This is a genomic window from Ottowia sp., assembly GCF_046348305.1.
GTDB lineage: Bacteria > Pseudomonadota > Gammaproteobacteria > Burkholderiales > Burkholderiaceae_C > Ottowia.
In genome coordinates, this window is record NZ_JAXMEM010000011.1 from 18,105 (window position 1) to 35,110 (window position 17,006).

At 69.5% G+C, this 17,006-nt stretch carries 20 protein-coding genes; 3 read left to right on the forward strand and 17 right to left on the reverse strand.

Going from position 1 to position 17,006, the window contains the following annotated elements:
* Positions 1-148: 148 nt before the first annotated feature.
* The 10 genes from tolA to U1F38_RS13900 all read right to left on the reverse strand — a co-directional run bounded on the left by tolA (position 149) and on the right by U1F38_RS13900 (position 7,662).
* Entirely contained in the window at positions 149-1,255 is a 1,107-nt protein-coding gene (gene tolA, locus U1F38_RS13855) for a cell envelope integrity protein TolA (protein ID WP_409987657.1), read from the reverse strand.
* Positions 1,252-1,662 carry an ExbD/TolR family protein gene (locus U1F38_RS13860; protein WP_409987658.1) on the reverse strand — a complete coding sequence of 137 codons (411 nt, stop codon included), beginning with the start codon at positions 1,660-1,662 and terminating at the stop codon, positions 1,252-1,254. The genes tolA and U1F38_RS13860 overlap by 4 nt, the downstream gene beginning before the upstream one ends.
* Position 1,663: 1 nt before the next feature.
* Positions 1,664-2,371: a protein TolQ gene (tolQ, locus tag U1F38_RS13865; RefSeq protein ID WP_409987659.1), complete on the reverse strand. Its 708-nt coding sequence runs from the start codon at positions 2,369-2,371 to the stop codon at positions 1,664-1,666.
* Positions 2,368-2,784 (reverse strand): tol-pal system-associated acyl-CoA thioesterase, encoded by a 417-nt coding sequence (ybgC, locus tag U1F38_RS13870; RefSeq protein WP_409987660.1) that lies wholly within the window; start codon positions 2,782-2,784, stop codon positions 2,368-2,370. The genes tolQ and ybgC overlap by 4 nt, the downstream gene beginning before the upstream one ends.
* Positions 2,785-2,957: 173 nt before the next feature.
* Entirely contained in the window at positions 2,958-4,175 is a 1,218-nt protein-coding gene (locus tag U1F38_RS13875; protein WP_409987661.1) for a pyridoxal phosphate-dependent aminotransferase, read from the reverse strand.
* Positions 4,172-4,696, reverse strand: a complete 525-nt coding sequence (gene nusB / locus U1F38_RS13880) for a transcription antitermination factor NusB (protein WP_409987662.1) — start codon at positions 4,694-4,696, stop codon at positions 4,172-4,174. The genes U1F38_RS13875 and nusB overlap by 4 nt, the downstream gene beginning before the upstream one ends.
* Positions 4,693-5,157: a 6,7-dimethyl-8-ribityllumazine synthase gene (gene ribH, locus U1F38_RS13885; RefSeq protein ID WP_409987663.1), complete on the reverse strand. Its 465-nt coding sequence runs from the start codon at positions 5,155-5,157 to the stop codon at positions 4,693-4,695. The genes nusB and ribH overlap by 4 nt, the downstream gene beginning before the upstream one ends.
* A gap of 2 nt (positions 5,158-5,159) precedes the next feature.
* Positions 5,160-6,299 (reverse strand): bifunctional 3,4-dihydroxy-2-butanone-4-phosphate synthase/GTP cyclohydrolase II, encoded by a 1,140-nt coding sequence (gene ribBA / locus U1F38_RS13890; protein WP_409987664.1) that lies wholly within the window; start codon positions 6,297-6,299, stop codon positions 5,160-5,162.
* Positions 6,300-6,566: 267 nt separating this feature from the next.
* On the reverse strand, positions 6,567-7,130 hold the full coding sequence (locus U1F38_RS13895) for an HdeD family acid-resistance protein (protein ID WP_409987665.1): 564 nt from the start codon (positions 7,128-7,130) through the stop codon (positions 6,567-6,569).
* 289 nt (positions 7,131-7,419) lie between these two features.
* Positions 7,420-7,662 carry a hypothetical protein gene (locus U1F38_RS13900; protein WP_409987666.1) on the reverse strand — a complete coding sequence of 81 codons (243 nt, stop codon included), beginning with the start codon at positions 7,660-7,662 and terminating at the stop codon, positions 7,420-7,422.
* Between the two features lie 80 nt (positions 7,663-7,742).
* Here U1F38_RS13900 and U1F38_RS13905 point away from each other — a divergent pair, with 80 nt between their 5' ends.
* Positions 7,743-8,156: a CAP domain-containing protein gene (locus tag U1F38_RS13905; protein WP_409987667.1), complete on the forward strand. Its 414-nt coding sequence runs from the start codon at positions 7,743-7,745 to the stop codon at positions 8,154-8,156.
* Between the two features lie 132 nt (positions 8,157-8,288).
* Here U1F38_RS13905 and adk read toward each other — a convergent pair whose 3' ends face one another.
* From adk to U1F38_RS13940, 7 genes are all read right to left on the reverse strand, one after another.
* Complete coding sequence (adk, locus tag U1F38_RS13910) at positions 8,289-8,945, reverse strand: adenylate kinase (protein WP_409987668.1); 657 nt, start codon at positions 8,943-8,945, stop codon at positions 8,289-8,291.
* Positions 8,946-9,087: 142 nt separating this feature from the next.
* Positions 9,088-9,852 (reverse strand): 3-deoxy-manno-octulosonate cytidylyltransferase, encoded by a 765-nt coding sequence (gene kdsB / locus U1F38_RS13915; RefSeq protein WP_409987669.1) that lies wholly within the window; start codon positions 9,850-9,852, stop codon positions 9,088-9,090.
* Between the two features lie 50 nt (positions 9,853-9,902).
* Complete coding sequence (locus U1F38_RS13920) at positions 9,903-11,714, reverse strand: carboxylesterase/lipase family protein (RefSeq protein WP_409987670.1); 1,812 nt, start codon at positions 11,712-11,714, stop codon at positions 9,903-9,905.
* A 156-nt stretch (positions 11,715-11,870) separates the two neighbouring features.
* Positions 11,871-12,080, reverse strand: a complete 210-nt coding sequence (locus tag U1F38_RS13925) for a Trm112 family protein (RefSeq protein WP_409987671.1) — start codon at positions 12,078-12,080, stop codon at positions 11,871-11,873.
* 72 nt (positions 12,081-12,152) lie between these two features.
* Entirely contained in the window at positions 12,153-13,196 is a 1,044-nt protein-coding gene (gene lpxK / locus U1F38_RS13930) for a tetraacyldisaccharide 4'-kinase (protein ID WP_409987672.1), read from the reverse strand.
* A 340-nt stretch (positions 13,197-13,536) separates the two neighbouring features.
* Entirely contained in the window at positions 13,537-13,944 is a 408-nt protein-coding gene (locus U1F38_RS13935) for an ExbD/TolR family protein (RefSeq protein WP_409987673.1), read from the reverse strand.
* 4 nt (positions 13,945-13,948) lie between these two features.
* Complete coding sequence (locus U1F38_RS13940) at positions 13,949-14,593, reverse strand: MotA/TolQ/ExbB proton channel family protein (protein WP_409987674.1); 645 nt, start codon at positions 14,591-14,593, stop codon at positions 13,949-13,951.
* Between the two features lie 352 nt (positions 14,594-14,945).
* Here U1F38_RS13940 and xseA point away from each other — a divergent pair, with 352 nt between their 5' ends.
* The gene (gene xseA, locus U1F38_RS13945) at positions 14,946-16,322 is read left to right on the forward strand and encodes an exodeoxyribonuclease VII large subunit (protein ID WP_409987675.1); all 1,377 of its coding nucleotides are present in this window, start codon (positions 14,946-14,948) and stop codon (positions 16,320-16,322) included.
* 75 nt (positions 16,323-16,397) lie between these two features.
* Positions 16,398-16,979 (forward strand): superoxide dismutase, encoded by a 582-nt coding sequence (locus tag U1F38_RS13950; RefSeq protein ID WP_409987676.1) that lies wholly within the window; start codon positions 16,398-16,400, stop codon positions 16,977-16,979.
* The last annotated feature ends 27 nt before the right edge of the window (positions 16,980-17,006 follow it).

Consider the following 17,006-nt stretch of genomic DNA (forward strand, 5'->3'; position numbering starts at 1 on the left):
GGCCAACAATTCCGACGCCCGCTGCCCCTCACCCCAACCCTCTCCCCAAAGGGGCGAGGGAGCAAGACCGCACATCGCTGCCTTTCTGAAGCGAATCGGTATCTCGCGCCCACCCATCAAGCGCAAGCAGCTACAAACCAAATAGCAATCAACCCCGCGGTCGAAACTCGATGATCATCGGTGAGGGCACGCGCCCGTCCACGTCGCGCGGCATGGTTTCGGTTTTGTCGATGGCGCGCAGCACGGCATCGTCCCAGGCCTTGACGCCGCTGGACTTGACCAGGCGCTTGCCGACGATGGTGCCGTCGGGCGAGGTGCGCACCTCCACTTCGGCCGTGGGGTTGCCGGCAATGTCGTCGCCGAAGGTGATGTTGGGCTTGACCCGCGCGCGCACCTTGGCGGCGTAGCCCGCCGATGGGCCGGCGTCCTGCGCGGCCGTGCCGCCCGGCGTGCGGCCGGCGCCGCTGCTGGCGCTGTCGCCGGTGCCGGCCAGTTTGGCCAGGCGCGCCAGCTCGGCCTGACGCCGCGCGTCGGCGGCCTTGGCGTCGCGCGCGGCCGCGGCTTTGCGGTCGGCGTCGGCCTGCTTGGCGGCCTCGGCCTTCTTGGCCGCTTCGGCTTTCTTCGCGGCCTCGGCCTTGGCTGCCGCTTCCTTCTGCCTGGCTTCGTCGGCGGCCTTTTTCTCGGCGGCCTGCCTGGCCGCCTTGTCCGCGGCCTGCTTTTCGGCGTCCTGGCGCTTTTGCTCGGCCAGTTTTTTGGCGTCGGCGGCTTTCTTGTCGTCGGCGGCCTTTTTCAGCGCGGCCTCTTTGCGTTCGCGCTCCTGCTCGAGCTTGGCCAGCCGTTGCTGCTCCTGCTGGGCTGCCAGCCGTTTTTGTTCTTCGAGCTTTTTCTTTTGCGCCAGCGCGATTTCGGCGTCGCGCGCCTGTTCGTCAACCACCTGCTGCGGCGGTGGGGGCGGCGGCTTGGGGGCGGCGACGGGCTCGGGGGGCGGCGGTGGAGGCGGGGGCGGCACGGGCACCGGTGTCGGCGTCGGCGGCGGCGTGGGTGCCGTGGGGCGCGGCGCGGGTGCGGCGCGCTGCACGCTGGGGGCCCACAGCTCGGCCTCCACGCTTTCGTCGCTGTCCGTCTTCCAGCGCAGGCCCCAGGTCAGCGCCAGGATCAGCAGCACGTGCGCCAGGATCGCCCAGCCCAGCGCGCGGCGCATGCCGCCCGGCGGCGGCGGATCGAACTCGGAGCGCTCGGCCAGGGTTTCGGTCATTTCACGGACAGGCCAACGCGCTGCACGCCCGCTTCGCGCAGCTTGCGCATCATGGTCACCACCTGCTGGTAGCGCAGCTCGTTGTCGGCGGCCAGCATCACGGGGGTCTCCGGGTTCTTGGCCAGCGCGGCCTTGATCTGGTCGATGGCCTCTTCTTCGCTCACGTTGCTGGCGCTGATTTCGCCGCCCAGCGACAGCTCGCCCTCGTGGTTGATCATCACGTCGATGCGCTTGTCGGGCGCCTTTTGCGACTTGCCGGCGGTGGGCACGTTGATGGCGCCGGGCGTGATGACGGTGGCGGTGACCATGAAGATGATCAGCAGCACCAGCATCACGTCGATGAAGGGCACCATGTTGATCTCGTTGATGGTGCGGCGGCCGCGGCCGCGCGAGGCGGTGGCTGGCATGTCAGTATCCCGTGGCGGAGGCGACCGGCGCAGGATGCACGCCCAGGTTGCGCTGCAGGATGTTGGAGAACTCCTCGATGAAGGTCTCCAGCTTGATGGCCAGGCGGTCGATCTCGCGGGCGAAGCGGTTGTAGGCGATCACGGCCGGGATGGCGGCAAACAGGCCCAGCGCGGTGGCCACCAGCGCCTCGGCGATGCCGGGGGCCACGGTGGCCAGCGTGACTTGCTGCAGGCCGGCCAGGCCGGTGAAGGCGTGCATGATGCCCCAGATGGTGCCGAACAGGCCCACGTAGGGGCTGACCGAACCGACCGAGGCCAGGAAGGACAGGTTGGATTCGGCCACGTCCATCTCGCGCTGAAAGCTGGCGCGCATGGCGCGGCGCGCGCCGTCCAGCAGGGTGCCGGGGTCGTGGATGCGGCGCTCGCGCAGCTTTTGATATTCGCGCATGCCGCTGGCGAAGATGCGCTCCATGGGCCCCGCGCTCTTGGCGTTTTGCGCGGCGGCGGCAAACAGCTCGTTCAGGCTGGTGCCCGACCAGAAGCTGCGCTCGAAGTCGTCGTTGAGCTCGCGCACACCCTTGAGCGCGCGCAGCTTGCGAAAGATGGCCGCCCAGCTGGCCACCGACACGGCCAGCAGGAGCAGCATCACGATCTGCACGACGAAGCTGGCGTTGATCACCAGCTGGACGATGGAAAGATCCTGATTCATGAAGTCAGTCGTTCAATGAGCGATGAAGGAATGCGGGCGGGCGCCAGGCGCGTGGCATCGACCCAGCCGATGCGGATGCGCGCCTGGCTGAGCAGCGCGCCGCGCTGGCCCTGCGGGGTTTGTACAAAAGCTTGCTGCGTCAGCGCCAGGCTGGCGCGGCCCGCTTCTTCGAGTCGGGCGGTGATGACAAGTTCATCGTCCAGCCGGGCGGCGCGCAGGTATTGCACGCTGCACTCGCTGACCACGAACATGCCGCCCGTCTGCTCGCGCAATTGCTGCTGCTGCACGCCGCGCGCGCGCAGCCATTCGGTGCGGGCGCGTTCGAAAAACTTGAGGTAGTTGGCGTAGAACACGATGCCACCGGCATCGGTGTCCTCCCAGTAGATGCGGATCGGGAACTCGAATTCCGCCATCAGGCGCCGCCTCAGAGGTTGAGAGTTTTTTGCCCATGCCCGAGGAGCGCGTCAAAACGCGTCCAATCGAGACGCAAAGCGCAGTCGTAGCTCGGGCTACGGCGAGCATTTGCAACGAAGGGTGGGCGTGTTTTGGCGTGATCAGCGGGCATGGGCAAAAGACTCTCAAGCTCTCAGGCCAGAACCGCCTTCAGACGGTCGATGGCGGTGTGCAGCTGGGCCATCGAGCTGGCGGTGGAAAAGCGCACGTGGCGCGACGTGTCTGCATGGCCGAAGTCACGCCCCGGCGTGACGGCCAGATGCGCTCGCTTCATCAGCTCGAAGGCGAATTCCCAACTGCCCGGTGTCTGCATCTCGCTATTGTATTCGGAGCGGCCGGCAAACAGCTTGTCACAGGCGGCGGAGCAGTCGGCCCAGGCGTAGAAGGCGCCGTCGGGCGTGACGGGAACGCTGAGGCCCAGGGCATCGAGCTGCGGCACGAACCAGTCGCGCCGAGCCTTGAACTCTTGGCGGCGGCGCTCGTATTCGGCCAGGCTCGCCGGCTCGAAGCAGGCCAGCGCCGCGTATTGCGACACGCTGCTGGCGCAGATGAACAGGTGCTGCGCGATCTGCTCGATGACGGGCACCAGCGCGTCGGGCACCACCAGCCAGCCCAGGCGCCAGCCGGTCATGTTGAAGTACTTGCTGAAGCTGTTGATGCTGATGATGTCGTCGCCCAGCGCCAGCGCGCTGTGGCCGTAGGTGTCCTCGTAGGAGAGGCCCAGATAGATCTCGTCGATCAGCGTGATGCCGCCGCGCTCGGCCACGGCGGCATGGATGCGGGCCAATTCGTGCGGGTGGATCGAGGTGCCCGTGGGGTTGGAGGGCGAGGCCAGCATCACGCCGCGCGTGTGCGCACCCCAGGCCTCGGCCACCTTGCCGCTGCTCAGCTGAAAGCGCTCGGCGGCGGTGGACGGGATCAGCACCGCGCGCCCCTCGGCCATGCTGACGAACTGGCGGTTGCAGGGGTAGCTGGGGTCGGGCATCAGGATTTCGTCACCCGCCTCGATCAGCGCCAGGCAGGCCAGGTGCAGCGCGGCCGACGCGCCGGCGGTGACGATGATGCGCCGCGCCGGCACGTCGACCTGGAAGCGCTCGGCGTACCAGGCGCTGATGCGCTCGCGCAGGGCGGGCAGGCCCATGGCCTGGGTGTACTGGGTGTTGCCGTCGCGAATGGCCTTGGCGGCCGCCTCCTGCACGAGGGGCGGCGCGGTGAAGTCCGGCTCGCCGATGTTCAGGTAGACCATCGGCCGGTCGCTGCCGGCCGCCTCGCGGGCAATGGCCGCGGCGGTCTTGGCCATCTCCATCACGTAGAAGGGTTGCACGCGCTGGGCGCGGGCGGATATCCTCATTCGTCTGCTCTCTTTTTTGCGCTTCGCGGCGCGCCGCGGTCGGCGCTCACCTCGGCCGGGCGCAGCTGGGGCGCCAGGCCATTGAGCACGCCGTTGACGTACTTGTGGCCATCGGTGCCGCCGAAGTCCTTGGCCAGCTCGATGCATTCGTTCAGCACCACGCGCCAGGGCACGTCGGGGCACTTGAGCAGTTCATACGCGCCGATCCACATGCAGCCGCGCTCGATGGGCGAGATCTGGCCCAGCTCGCGGTCGAGCCGGGGAACGATCAGCGCGTCCAGCTCGCCCGACCGCTCGATGCAGCCGTGCAAGAGCGCGTCGAAGTGCGCCGCGTCGGCCTTGGCAAAGCCCTGCAGCTCGCGCGTGAAGGCGTCGATGGACGCCGCGTCGCCGCCGCCCAGCAGGTATTGATAAAGCCCCTGCAGCGCGAATTCGCGCGAGCGCGAGCGCGGCGACTTGGTCGAGGACTTGCGCGTGCCGGCCGTGGCCGCGGGCGGGCGTTTGGACGGGTCGACGCTCATTGCAGGCGGTGCTTGAGCAGGGCCATTTCGACCGCCACGCGGGCCGCGTCGCGCCCCTTCTCGATCTGGCGCACGGTGGCCTGTGGCAGGTCTTCGGTGGTCAGGATGGCGTTGGCAATGGGGATGTCCAGGTCCAGCCCCACGCGGGTGATGCCGGCGGCCGACTCGTTGGCGACCAGCTCGAAGTGATAGGTCTCGCCGCGGATCACGCAGCCCAGCGCGATCAGCGCGTCGTATTCGCCCCGGTGGGCCAGCCACTTGAGGGCCAGCGGCACCTCGAGCGCGCCGGCCACGGTGTGGTGCGCGATGTGTGCTGCTGGCACGCCCAGCGCGGCCAGCTCGGCCAGGCAGGCGTCGCGCAAGCCGTTGGTCACGCCCTCGTTGAAGCGCGCCTGCACGATGCCGATGCGCAGCGCGCTGCCGTCGAGCGGCGCACTCTGTCCTTTGTCTGCTTCAAACATGGTCAATCTTTGGTGATGTAGCCGGCCACTTCCAGGCCAAAGCCGCCCGCCAGGCTGGGCAGGCGTCGCGGCGTGCCCAGCAGGCGCATGCGCTGCACGCCCACCGAGCGCAGGATTTGCGCACCGATGCCATAGCTGCGCAGGTCCATGCGCCCGCGCGAAGGCGCGTGGGTGGCGCGCGCCGTGCCCTGGAACTGCGCCAGCAGCTGCTCGGCGCTTTCGCCGCAGTTGAGCAGCACGGCCACGCCGCAGCCCTCCTGGCGGATGCGCGCCAGCGCCTCGTGCAGGCCCCAGCTGTGCATGCCGGGCTGCGCGTCCAGCGCGTCCAGCACCGACAGCGGCTCATGCACGCGCACGGCGACCGCGTCGCCCGGCGCCCACTGGCCCAGCACCAGCGCCAGGTGCAGCGCGCCGCTGGGCTGATCGCGGAAGGCGTGGGCGGTGAATTCGCCCTCGGTCGTGGTGAGCGCGCGCGTGCCGATGGGCTCGACCAGCGTCTCGGTGCGGCTGCGGTATTCGATCAGGTCGGCAATGGTGCCGATCTTCAGCCCGTGCTCGGCGGCAAACACCTGCAGGTCGGGCAGGCGCGCCATGGTGCCGTCGTCCTTCATGATCTCGCAGATGACCGCCGCCGGCGTGCAGCCGGCCATGGCCGCCAGATCGCAGCCGGCCTCGGTGTGGCCGGCGCGCATCAGCACGCCGCCTTCGACCGCCTGCAGCGGAAAGATGTGGCCTGGCTGCACCAGGTCGGCCGCCTGCGCGTTGGCGGCCACGGCGGCCTGCACGGTGCGCGCGCGGTCGGCGGCGCTGATGCCCGTGGTCACGCCTTCGGCTGCCTCGATGGAGACCGTGAAGGCGGTGCCCATGCGCGTGCCGTTGTGCGCCACCATGGGCGGCAGGTGCAGCCGCTCGCAGCGCTCGCGCGTGAGCGTCAGGCAGATCAGGCCGCGGCCAAAGCGCGCCATGAAGTTGACCGCCTCGGGCGTGACGTGGTCGGCCGCCAGGATCAGGTCGCCCTCGTTTTCGCGGTCTTCCTCGTCCACCAGGATGACCATGCGGCCGGCGGCCAGCTCGGCCACGATGTCTTGCACCGGCGAGATGGCGCGCGGGGCGAGGGTTTGCGGGGGCAGGGGGGTGTTCATGTCGGTCGTGAAAGGGCCGGATCGCCGTGCGCGCGCACATGCCGGTCGGCGGATACGGGCAAAACACGCATTATCGACACTTTGCGACGGCCCAGGCCGCGGGCAGATTCGAATTGCTCCTGAAATGTGAGCTGCCCGCGCCCGCCCCGCCAGCGCAAGGCGCGGGTTTTGCTTTGCATGTCGGGCGGGTGGCGGTGCTGTCGATTCAGCCCGGCATCGGCGCCGAGCGCAAGCCGCGCACGCGCAAACACCGCCCCGTTCGCACGATCAGGCCGAGGGCCGCAGCTTGCGCACGCGCAACGACAGCAGCACCAGCAGCACGCCGAAGACGAAGGCATAGGCCGCGATCAGCCACAGCACCGCCAGCGCGCCGGCGCCGGGGTTCCAGACCAGCAGCACGCCAAACACCACGGAGGCCAGCCCGCTCAGGCCCAGCAGCCATTCGCCATCGATCTCCTTGCGCAGCCGCACGGCCGCTGCAATCTGCAGCACGCCGGTGATGATGGCCCAGCCCGCGATATACATCAGCAGCACCAGCGCGGTGATGCCCGGCACCACGAACGTGAGCACGCCGGCGGCGATGCTGACCAGGCCCCACAGCAGCAACAGCCACCAGTGCGGGTTGCCCTGGCGGTGGCTGATCGACAGCCACACGCCCAGCACGCCGTCGGCCACCGCATAGATGCCGAACAGCAGCACCAGCGCCACCAGGGTGATGCCCGGCTGCATCCAGGTCAGCAGCGCAAAGGCGATTGCCACCGCGCCGCGCAGCAGCAGCAGCCACCAGTTGCGGGACAGCGCGATGGAAAGCGAATCGATCAGCGTGGCCATGAAAAACCTCCGTCCGTGTATCCAAGACGGGTTCATGATACGGATGCCCGCGGCCCCGAGGTTTCAGACTGTGATTGCAATGCAGCTGGCCGCAAGCGGCCGACGGACGGCGCCACCCGTTCTGCTTGCCGGTGTCTTGATGCCGTGTTGTGCGGGGCGCACGGCTTTGTCTCGATTCATGAAATGGCTTGCGCCGAGCGCCTGATCGCGGATAAGTTCGGCGGTTTGCCATGTTCAGCGGTTCCCCGGAACCGAAACACAGGAGCGTTCTCGATGAGCCCATCGACCGTCAATGCGCGCGCCAGGCGCCTGGCCCTTCTGGTGGCCCTTTGCAGTGCCGCGGCCGCATGCGGCGGGGGCGGCAGCGATACCCCGTCACCCGCGCCATCACCGTCACCGTCACCGTCACCGTCACCGTCACCGTCACCGTCACCGTCACCGTCACCGTCACCGTCACCGTCACCGTCACCGTCACCTGCGCCCTCACCGACCCCGTCGCCAGCGCCCGCGCCAGCGCCCGCGCCATCGCCATCGCCATCGCCATCGCCTGCCCCGTCACCCGCCCCGTCACCTGCTCCAGCGCCTGCTCCCGCTGCACAAACCTGCGCCGACATGGGGGCCTTGCTGACCGCGATCAACGCCGCGCGCGCCCAGGCGCGGGTGTGTGTCAACGGTCAGTCGCCCATGCCAGCGGTCGCGCCCCTGGCCTGGAACGCACAGCTGGCGGCGGCGGCGGATCGGCACTCGACCGACATGGCCGTGCACAACTTCATGGATCACACCGGGTCGGACGGCAGCTCTGCCGGCCAGCGCATCACCCAGGCCGGCTACGTCTGGCGCGCGTGGGGCGAGAACATTGCCGCCGGCTATCCGACCGTGGCCGCCGTGGTGCAGGGCTGGCTGGGCAGCCCCGGACATTGCACCAACATCATGAGCCCCAATTTCGAGGACTTCGGCGCCAGCTGCCGCTACAACGCGGCCACCACGTATGGCAGCTACTGGACGACGGATTTCGGGCGCCCGTGACCGGAGTGCTCCACGCGGATGAAAGGCCTGCGACGGTCGTGAGCGCGAGTCCCGGCGGGACCTCAACAAGGTCGCCGGCGGGTCTGGGCGGTCAAGGCGGGCTGGGTGGCGTTGTTCGCAGCTTCCCGTCCATCAATCGCCCAGCGCCGCCAGCGCGCGCTGGGTGATCTGCTCGACCGTGCCGGTTCCTTGAATGGCGCGGTATTTGGGTGCGGCGGCCGGCTCGCGCGCCGCCCATTGGCTGTAGTAGTCCACCAGCGGGCGGGTTTGCTGGCTGTACACATCCAGGCGCTTGCGCACGGTGTCTTCCTGGTCGTCGGCGCGCTGAACGAGGGGCTCGCCGGTGACGTCGTCCTTGCCCTCGACCTTGGGCGGGTTGAAGGTGACGTGGTAGGTGCGGCCCGACGCCGGGTGACTGCGCCGCCCGCTCATGCGCTCGATGATGGCGTCGAAGGGCACGTCGATCTCCAGCACGTAGTCCAGCTTGACGCCGGCGCTCTTCATGGCCTCGGCCTGCGGGATGGTGCGTGGAAATCCGTCGAACAGGAAGCCCTTGGCGCAGTCGGGCTGGGCAATGCGCTCCTTCACCAGGTTGATGATGAGCTCGTCGCTGACCAGGCCGCCCGACTCCATCACCCCCTTGGCCTGCAGGCCCAGCGGCGTGCCGGCCTTGACGGCGGCGCGCAGCATGTCGCCGGTGGAGATTTGCGGGATGCCGTACTGCTGACAGATGAAGGCCGCTTGCGTGCCCTTGCCGGCGCCCGGAGCGCCCAGAAGAATCAGTCTCATGCCAGTCCTCGATATGTCGTGATCGCACCCGCGCAGGCTGCGTTGCCGGCCGCGCGGCGGTGGCCGCCCGGCACTTCAAATCAAGAATAGCATGCGCACCCCGTCGCCAAGCTGACATGCGCGACAGATTGGGGTCATTTCGTCACCCGCGGTACAGCGCACGCACGCGCTCCAGGTCTTCGGGCGTGTCCACGCCGGGGCCGGGGGCCTGCGGCGTGACGTGCACGGCGATGCGATGGCCGTGCCAGAGCGCACGCAGCTGCTCCAGCGCCTCGCAGCGCTCGATGGGCGCGGGCGCCAGGAGCGGAAAGCCGCGCAGGAAGCCGGCGCGGTAGCTGTAGATGCCGATGTGGCGCAGCGGCGCCGGATCGTCGGGCAGGCGGGTGATGCCGCCGGCATTGCCGTCGCGCCACCAGGGCAGCGGCGCGCGCGAGAAGGCGAGCGCCAGGCCTTGCGCGTCGGTGACCACCTTGACGACGTTGGGGTTGGTGAATTCTTCTATGGTTTGAATAGCGTGTGCCGCAGTGCCCATCTGCGCCAGCGGGTGATTTGGCAACAAGGCTGCCACGGCGTCGATCAGTGCGGGCTCGATCAGCGGCTCGTCGCCCTGCACGTTGACCACGACGGCGTCGCCCGCCAGGCCGAGCTGCTCGCAGGCCTCGGCCAGGCGGTCGCTGCCGCTGGGGTGGTCGGCCCGCGTGGCCAGCGCGCGCACGCCGTGCGCGGCGCAGGCGGCGACGATCTCGGGCGCGTCGGCGGCGACCACCACCTGCGCCGCGCCCGAACGCGCGGCCCGCTCGGCCACGCGCACCACCATGGGCTTGCCGCCGATGTCGGCCAGCGGCTTGCCCGGCAGGCGCGTGGAGGCCAGGCGGGCCGGGATCAGGACGGTGAAGGGAGCGGTCATCGATGCGATCGGCGCGCCGCCGGCTCTTGCGGGCGCGGCGTCGGCCGCATTTACTGCACCGAGATCTGCCGGCGCGTCGGCGACGCGTCGAAGACGAGCTGGCTGGGCCAGTTGGGCCAGTTCACGCCCAGCGTCCCGTTGTTGGGGTTGCCGGTGCGCGCGAAGGCGGCCAGGGTGCTCATCATCGCGTCGGACAGCTCGGTGCGCCCGGGCCGGTTGGCGTCGGTGAACATGACGTTGGCATACAGCGAAGGCCCGAAATTGCCGAACAGGAAGGGCAGATCGAACGCGTGGGCGGCGCCATAGACGTCGTTCCAGGGGGCGGCCTCCTGCTTCCAGTCGAAGCGGTAGGCCCACACGCTGGCCGGCGTCTGCGTGACCAGCGCATCGAGCAGGTTCTGGCGCGAGGCGCGGAAGAACTTGGCGTCCAGGTCCGCGACGGCGACGTCGTAGGCCGCGCCGTTGGCATAGGCGGGGTTGATGATGTCCGCGAAGGTCGCGGCCCTGGCCTGCGCCGCGTTGAACAGGATCGGGAACAGCTGGGCGTCGGTCAGCTTGATGCCTGCGGGGTGCCCGACCAGGGGCAGGAAGGACGACAGCAGCTTGTCCTCGCTGGCCGTCATGCCCGCCAGCAGCGGCACCTTGACGTAATTGCCGGCGCCGATGGCGGCAATCGGGTCGGTCGCGACCACCGTGCCTTCGGGGATCGGACCCGACGAGGTCGTGTTGGCAATGCCGCCCACGGTGCGCAGGCCCACGCGCAAGATCGTGCTGGCCGGCTTGCCGCGCAGGTAGGCGGCGACTTCGGCATGGCTGTGGCTGGCGACCCAGGCGGTGGCGGCCGCCGCGTCGGCGGCGCTGCCGTCGTCGATCAGCAGCTTGAGCAGCAGCAGGTTGGACAGCTGCTCGTAGGTGGGCACCGCGTTGAGCGTGGGGATGTAGCCGTTGTTGCCGGCCAGGTTGTTCACCGGCTGCGGAAAGCCCGGGCTGGTGCCCAGCGAGATACCGCCCGACAGCGGCGCCATGCGGTGAAACAAGCCCGCCGTGCGCTGGTTGGGCGCGGTCATCACCGCCAGCACGTTGATGGCGCCGGCTGACTGGCCTGACAGCGTGACGTTGCGCGCGTTGCCACCGAAGGCGCCGATGTTGCCCTGCACGAACTTCAGCGCGGCAATGATGTCCAGGATGGCGAAGTTGCCCGACTGGTCATCGGGCGTCAGCGTGGGGTCGGCCGCCGTGTCGCGCAGCGCCGGATGGCGGAAAAAGCCCAGCTGGCCGAGCCGATAGTTGGCCGACACCACCACGGCGTTGGCCTTGCGGGCCAGCGCCGCGCCGTCGTAGGTCGGGTCGGCGCTGTAGCCGGTGATGTTGCTGCCGCCGTGGATGAACACGATCACCGGCAGGTCGCGCTCGTCCGTGGCCGGGCGCCAGATGTTCAGCGACAGGCAGTCCTCGCTGCCCGGCGTGTTGCCCGAGGCGATGTTGTCGCCCACCGTGGCGTCAAAGGTGTTGTTGTTGCCCGGGCTGTACAGGCGCGGGTTCTGGATGCACGAATTGCCGAACGCCCGCGCGTCCAGCTTGCCGGTCCAGGCCGCGGGCGCCACCGGCGCGCGCCAGCGCAGGTTGCCCACGGGCGCCTTGGCGTAGGGGATGCCTTTCCAGAACAGCGTGCCACTGCGCGCGGCGTCGTTCACGCCCTCGACATCGCCGTACTGCGTGCTGCGAATCTTCGGATCATCGTCGCTGCCACCGCAGGCGCCCAGCGCCAGCACGCCGGCGGCGGCGAGCGCGCCCAGGCCGCGTTTGGCGGTCATCCAGTTCATCATGTCTTGCTCCTCGTCGTTGTCGGTGATCCCGGGCATGCAAGGCCGCCTGGCCTGCGCCCGGAATGGCCATTCTACGGGTCGATCGCGGCGCTTTCGGCCCCGCGAAACCCGCCTTCGCGCGCCCCATTTTTTGGCAGGGCGTCGCGCCGCGGCGAGCCTGTCCTGCGCTGACCGAGGTGCGGCAGGCCTGGGCTATTCGACCAGCGGCGTGCGCGGCGGCAGGGCTTCGAGCTCTTCGTCCGACAGCGTGCGCGCCTCGCTCTCCAGCATGATGGGGATGCCGTCGCGCACCGGGTAGGCCAGGCGGGCCGAGCGCGAGATGAGTTCCTGCCGGTCGCGGTCGTAGTCCAGCGGGCCCTTGGTGACGGGGCAGACCAGCAGGGCGAGCAGTTTGGGGTCCATGGCGAGAGGGGTGTCAGTGCGCCGCCGTTTGCGACAGCGGGTTCAGGGTCGGGACGCCGGTGGTTCAGGCGGTCATGGCGCCGCGTGCGTTTGGGGATGATAGCCGCGCGCCGCCAGCCGTCGATCCAGCGCATCGAAGAAGGCCACCGGCACGTCCAGCCGCAGCGGCACGGCCAGGGCGTCGGGGCGCCGGGGCCACAGCTTGACGGCGTCTTTTTCGGTGCATATCAGCGTTTCGCGCTCGTCAATAGGGCGCGACCAGCTATTGAAATCATGGTGATCTGGCAGTGCCAGGGTCTCGTGCAGGGTCAGGCCGGCAGCGCGCAGCATGGCAAAGAAGGCCTCGGGCCGCGCGATGCCGGCCAGCGCCACCAGCGGCGCGCTGCCTGCCAGCGCGGCCAGCGGCACGGTGCTGCCGTCGGCGCGCACGGCCTGCGCGGCCAGCGTGCGCTGCGCCGCAAAGGCCTGCGCGCCGGGCGGCAACGCCAGCTCGGCGCCGGGTTCGGTGCGCAGCACCAGGTCGACCGGGCGCGGCCAGGGTTCGCGCAGCGGGCCGGCGGGTAGCAGCCAGCCGTTGCCGATGCCGCGCGCGTCGAACACCACGGTCTCCACGTCGCGCGCCAGCGCCCGGTGCTGCAGCCCGTCGTCGCACACCAGCACGTCCACCTCCGGGTGCGCCGCCAGCAGGGCGCGGCCGGCGTCGGCGCGCTGCCGGCCAACGAACACCGGCACGCCGGTGCGCCGGCGCAGCAGCAGCGGCTCGTCGCCCACGGCGCGCGGATCGGCGTCGGCCTGGACCGCGCGCACGTCGGTCGTGGCACGGCCATGGCCGCGCGAGACGATGCCGGGGCGCCAGCCCCGCGCGGCCAGGTGCGCCACCACGGCCAGGGTGGTGGGCGTCTTGCCCGCGCCGCCAGCGACCACGTTGCCGACGACGACGACGGGCACGGGCAGGTGCTGGCCTTTCAGCCACCCCAGGCGATACAGCGTGCGCTGCAGCCCGGTCAGCGCGCCGTACAGCAGCGACAGCGGCCACAGCGCAAAGGCCTGCGGGCCGCGCCGGGCCCAGGCGCGAATCAGGCCTTGCTCGAGATTGGTGCGTGCGCCCACGGGCATAGGCACCCTCGCAGCGATGCATGGCGCTGCGCGCCGCCGGCTGGCCGTGAAACCCAAAGAGTCGAATGGCCGCGGAGCAGGCCAACCCAGCGATCGCCGTGGCCGGGGTCTCCCCGGCCACTGGGCGGCCTTGCAGGCCGCGCCGGGCCAGTGGCCCGGCCCCTCGCCAGCCAACAAAAGGTCCACCGGACCTTTTGTGCGCAGGCTCGGCCCCCTGCAAGGGGGCTGAGGTCTGCGGCTCCAGACCTGCCTGCGCAGGTCTGGACAGACCGAAGGGCCGCCGCCTCTGGCGGCGAGCACCAGGCGAAACATCGCGCAGCGAGTGAAGACTGGGGGTGTATCACTTCTGCGCAGCAAACGTGATGCGCGACAGGCCCAGGCGCTGCGCTGCCGTCATGGCGGTGACTACGGCCTGGTGCGTGGCGGCCGCGTCGGCGCTGATGATGAGCACGGTGTCGGGCGCCACCTGGGCGGCGCGCAGGGCGTCGGCCACGGCTTCGACGCTGCGGGCCTGCAACGGCTTTTTGTCCACCGCGTAGCGCCCGTCGGCGGCGATGGCGATGACCAGCTCCTTGGGGCGTTCGCGCGCAGCGTCGGCGTTGGCGGTGGGCAGGGTCAGTTGCAGCTCGGTGAACTTGCTGTAGGTGGTGGTCAGCATCAGGAAGATCAGGATCACCAGCAGCACGTCGATGAAGGGCACCAGATCGATCCGGGGCTCCTCGTGGGTGTTGCGCGCCTGGAACTTCATGGCCTCAAGCCTTGCGCTCGCCGGGACACAGCGGTTCGAGGTGGCGCGCAAAGCGCTCGGCGGCCAGCTCCAGCTCCATCACGTAGCCGTTGACGCGGGCGCGAAAGTATTGCCAGAAAAACAGCGTGGGGATGGCGATGATCAGGCCGAAGGCCGTGTTGTACAGCGCCACCGAGATGCCGTGCGCCAGTTGCGCCGGGTTGCCGCCCGACAGCGCGCCCGAGGGCGCCTGCGAGCCGAAGATCTCGATCATGCCGATGACGGTGCCAAACAGCCCCAAGAGCGGCGCGCCCGAGGCGATGGTGCCCAACGCCGGCAGGTAGCGCTCCAGCCGGTGCGCGGCGGTGCGGCCGGCCGCCTCGATGGCAGCGCGCATGTCAGCGGCGGTGCAGCGCGGGTTGGTGTTGATGGCGCGCCAGCCCGCGGCCAGCACGCCGCCCAGCGCGCTGTGCTGCTCCAGTTGATTGACGGTGTCGGGCGTGGGCACGGCGTTGCGCGAGACCTCGATGGCCTCGTCCACCAGGCCGGGGGTGAGCACGCGCGCCGGCTTGAGCGAGATGAAGCGCTCGACGATGAAGGCCAGCGCCAGCACGGAGCACAGAATCAGCGGCCAGATCGGCCAGCCGGCCGCTTGTATGATCGAAAGCAAGGGGGTTTCTCCGGGTCCCGCCCGGGTGCAGCCGGGTCTGTCAGAACGAATGCGGGCGATTATGTCGCAGCGCGGCGGGCGTTCCGCGCCTGATGCGGTGCCACCGCCGATTCTTCGTGAACAGATTCTGTGGATAACTTTGTGAAGAAGTGGCCGCCGATGACACGCAAACCCAGTGTTCTTGCGGTTTGTGACAAATTGCTTGTTTGTTGGGCATGCAAAACATCAATCGAATCAATGGCTTGCTACGCAACTGCGCCGTTTTTGCGCGGCAGGCCCGGCCGGCGGCCGTCTTTGTCGCATTGTGGAGTATTGGTGCCGCCCGGGCGCCCGCCATCGGGCGCCAGACCGCATGAATCCTGAGTTTTCTTCGCCGGGCCCTGATTTGGCGCGGCCTGTATGGGCGGTTGGGGCCCTGGTGCGCGCCGTGGCGGACGCCTTGCAGGCGCGCTTCAATCCGGTTGCGGTGCGCGGCGAGGTTTCGGGCTTTTCGCGGGCGGCCAGCGGGCATTGCTACTTCACGCTCAAGGACGCGGCGGGGCAGCTGCGTTGCGCGATGTTTCGCCGCAACGCCGCCTTGCTGGATTTTGCTCCGCGCGAGGGTGACCAGGTGGAGCTGCGCGGGCGCCTGTCGGTGTACGAGGCGCGGGGCGACTTGCAACTGGTGGTCGAGTCCATGGCCCGCGCCGGCCAGGGGCAGCTGTTCGAGCAGTTTCTGCGGCTCAAGGCCAAGTTGGAGGCCGAAGGCCTGTTCGACGCCGGGCGCAAGCGCGCGCTGCCGGCCATGCCGCGCGGCATCGGCATCGTCACCTCGCTGGGCGCGGCGGCCCTGCATGACGTGCTGACGGCGCTGGCCCGGCGCGTGCCGCACATCCCGGTGCTGCTGGCGCCGGCGCCGGTGCAGGGCGCGGGGGCGCCCCAGGCCCTGTGCAATGCACTATCAAATTTGTATCTGCACGCGCAGGCGGGGTCAGCGCCAGCGGTCGATTTGATTCTGCTGGTGCGCGGCGGCGGCTCGATCGAAGACCTGTGGGCCTTCAACGACGAACACCTGGCGCGCACCATCGTGGCCAGCCCGGTGCCGGTGGTCAGCGGCGTCGGGCACGAAACGGACTTCACCATCGCCGACTTCGTGGCCGACGTGCGCGCCCCCACGCCGACCGCGGCCGCCGAGCTGGCCAGCGCGCCGCGCGCGCAGTGGCTGGGTGCGCTGGACGAGCAGCGCCAGCGCTTGCAGCGCGCCGTGCAGGGTCGGCTCGATGCCGAAGGCCAGCGCCTGGACCGCTGGACCGCGCGCCTGGGCCGCCCCTCCGGCGCGGTGGCCGCCGAGCAGTTGCGCCTGGCACGCCTGGCCCAGCGCCTGGAGCATGCGCAGGCCTGGCGCGGGCAACAGGAACGCGCACGCCTGCAAGGCCTGGCCGAACGCCTGCCGCGCAGCGTGGCGCCGCCCCTGGCCGCCGCCCGCCTGCGGCTGGAACACCTGTCGGCGCGCTGGCGTCCGGCCACGCAGCGCCCCCTGGATGCCGCCCACGAGCGACTGGAGCGCGCTCGGCTGCGCCTGGCCCTGCTGGACCCGCGCCTGGTGCTGGCGCGCGGCTACGCCTGGCTGCAAGACGATGCCGGCCGCCCCGTCACCCGCGTGGCCGATGCCCGAACCGGCCAGGCGCTGCGCGCGACCCTGGCCGACGGCCAGCTCGACATGACCGTTGCGCAGCGTCATTTGCGCTGACTTCCTACAATCACCGTGTGCCGGATGACCGATGATGGTCACCCGTCCCCACAACCCACGAGACAGGAGAACTCCATGGAACGCACCCTTCCCCCGCTGCCCTATCCGATCGACGCGCTGGCGCCGGCCTACAGCCAGGAAACGCTGGAATACCACCACGGCAAGCACCACAAGGCCTACGTGGACAAGCTGAACGAACTGCAAAAAGGCACCGAGTTCGAAAACATGGAGCTCGAGGCCATCATCAAGAAGGCCCAGGGCGGCATCTTCAACCAGGCCGCGCAGATCTGGAACCACACCTTCTTCTGGAACTGCATGAAGCCGCAAGGCGGTGGCGAGCCCGCCGGCGCGCTGGCCGCCGCCATCAGCAAGAAGTGGGGCAGCTTTGCCGACTTCCGCAAGGCCTTTGCCGCCAGCGCTGCCGGCAACTTCGGCAGCGGCTGGACCTGGCTGGTGAAAAAGGCCGACGGCAGCGTGGACATCGTCAATACCAGCAACGCCGGCAACCCCATGACCGCGGGCGACAAGCCCCTGCTCACGGTGGACGTGTGGGAGCACGCCTACTACATCGACTACCGCAACGCCCGGCCCAAGTTCGTCGATGCCTTCTTCGACAAGCTGGCCAACTGGGACTTTGCGGCCAAGAACTTCGGCTGATCGGCCTTCATCTGCATGCAAAAGCCG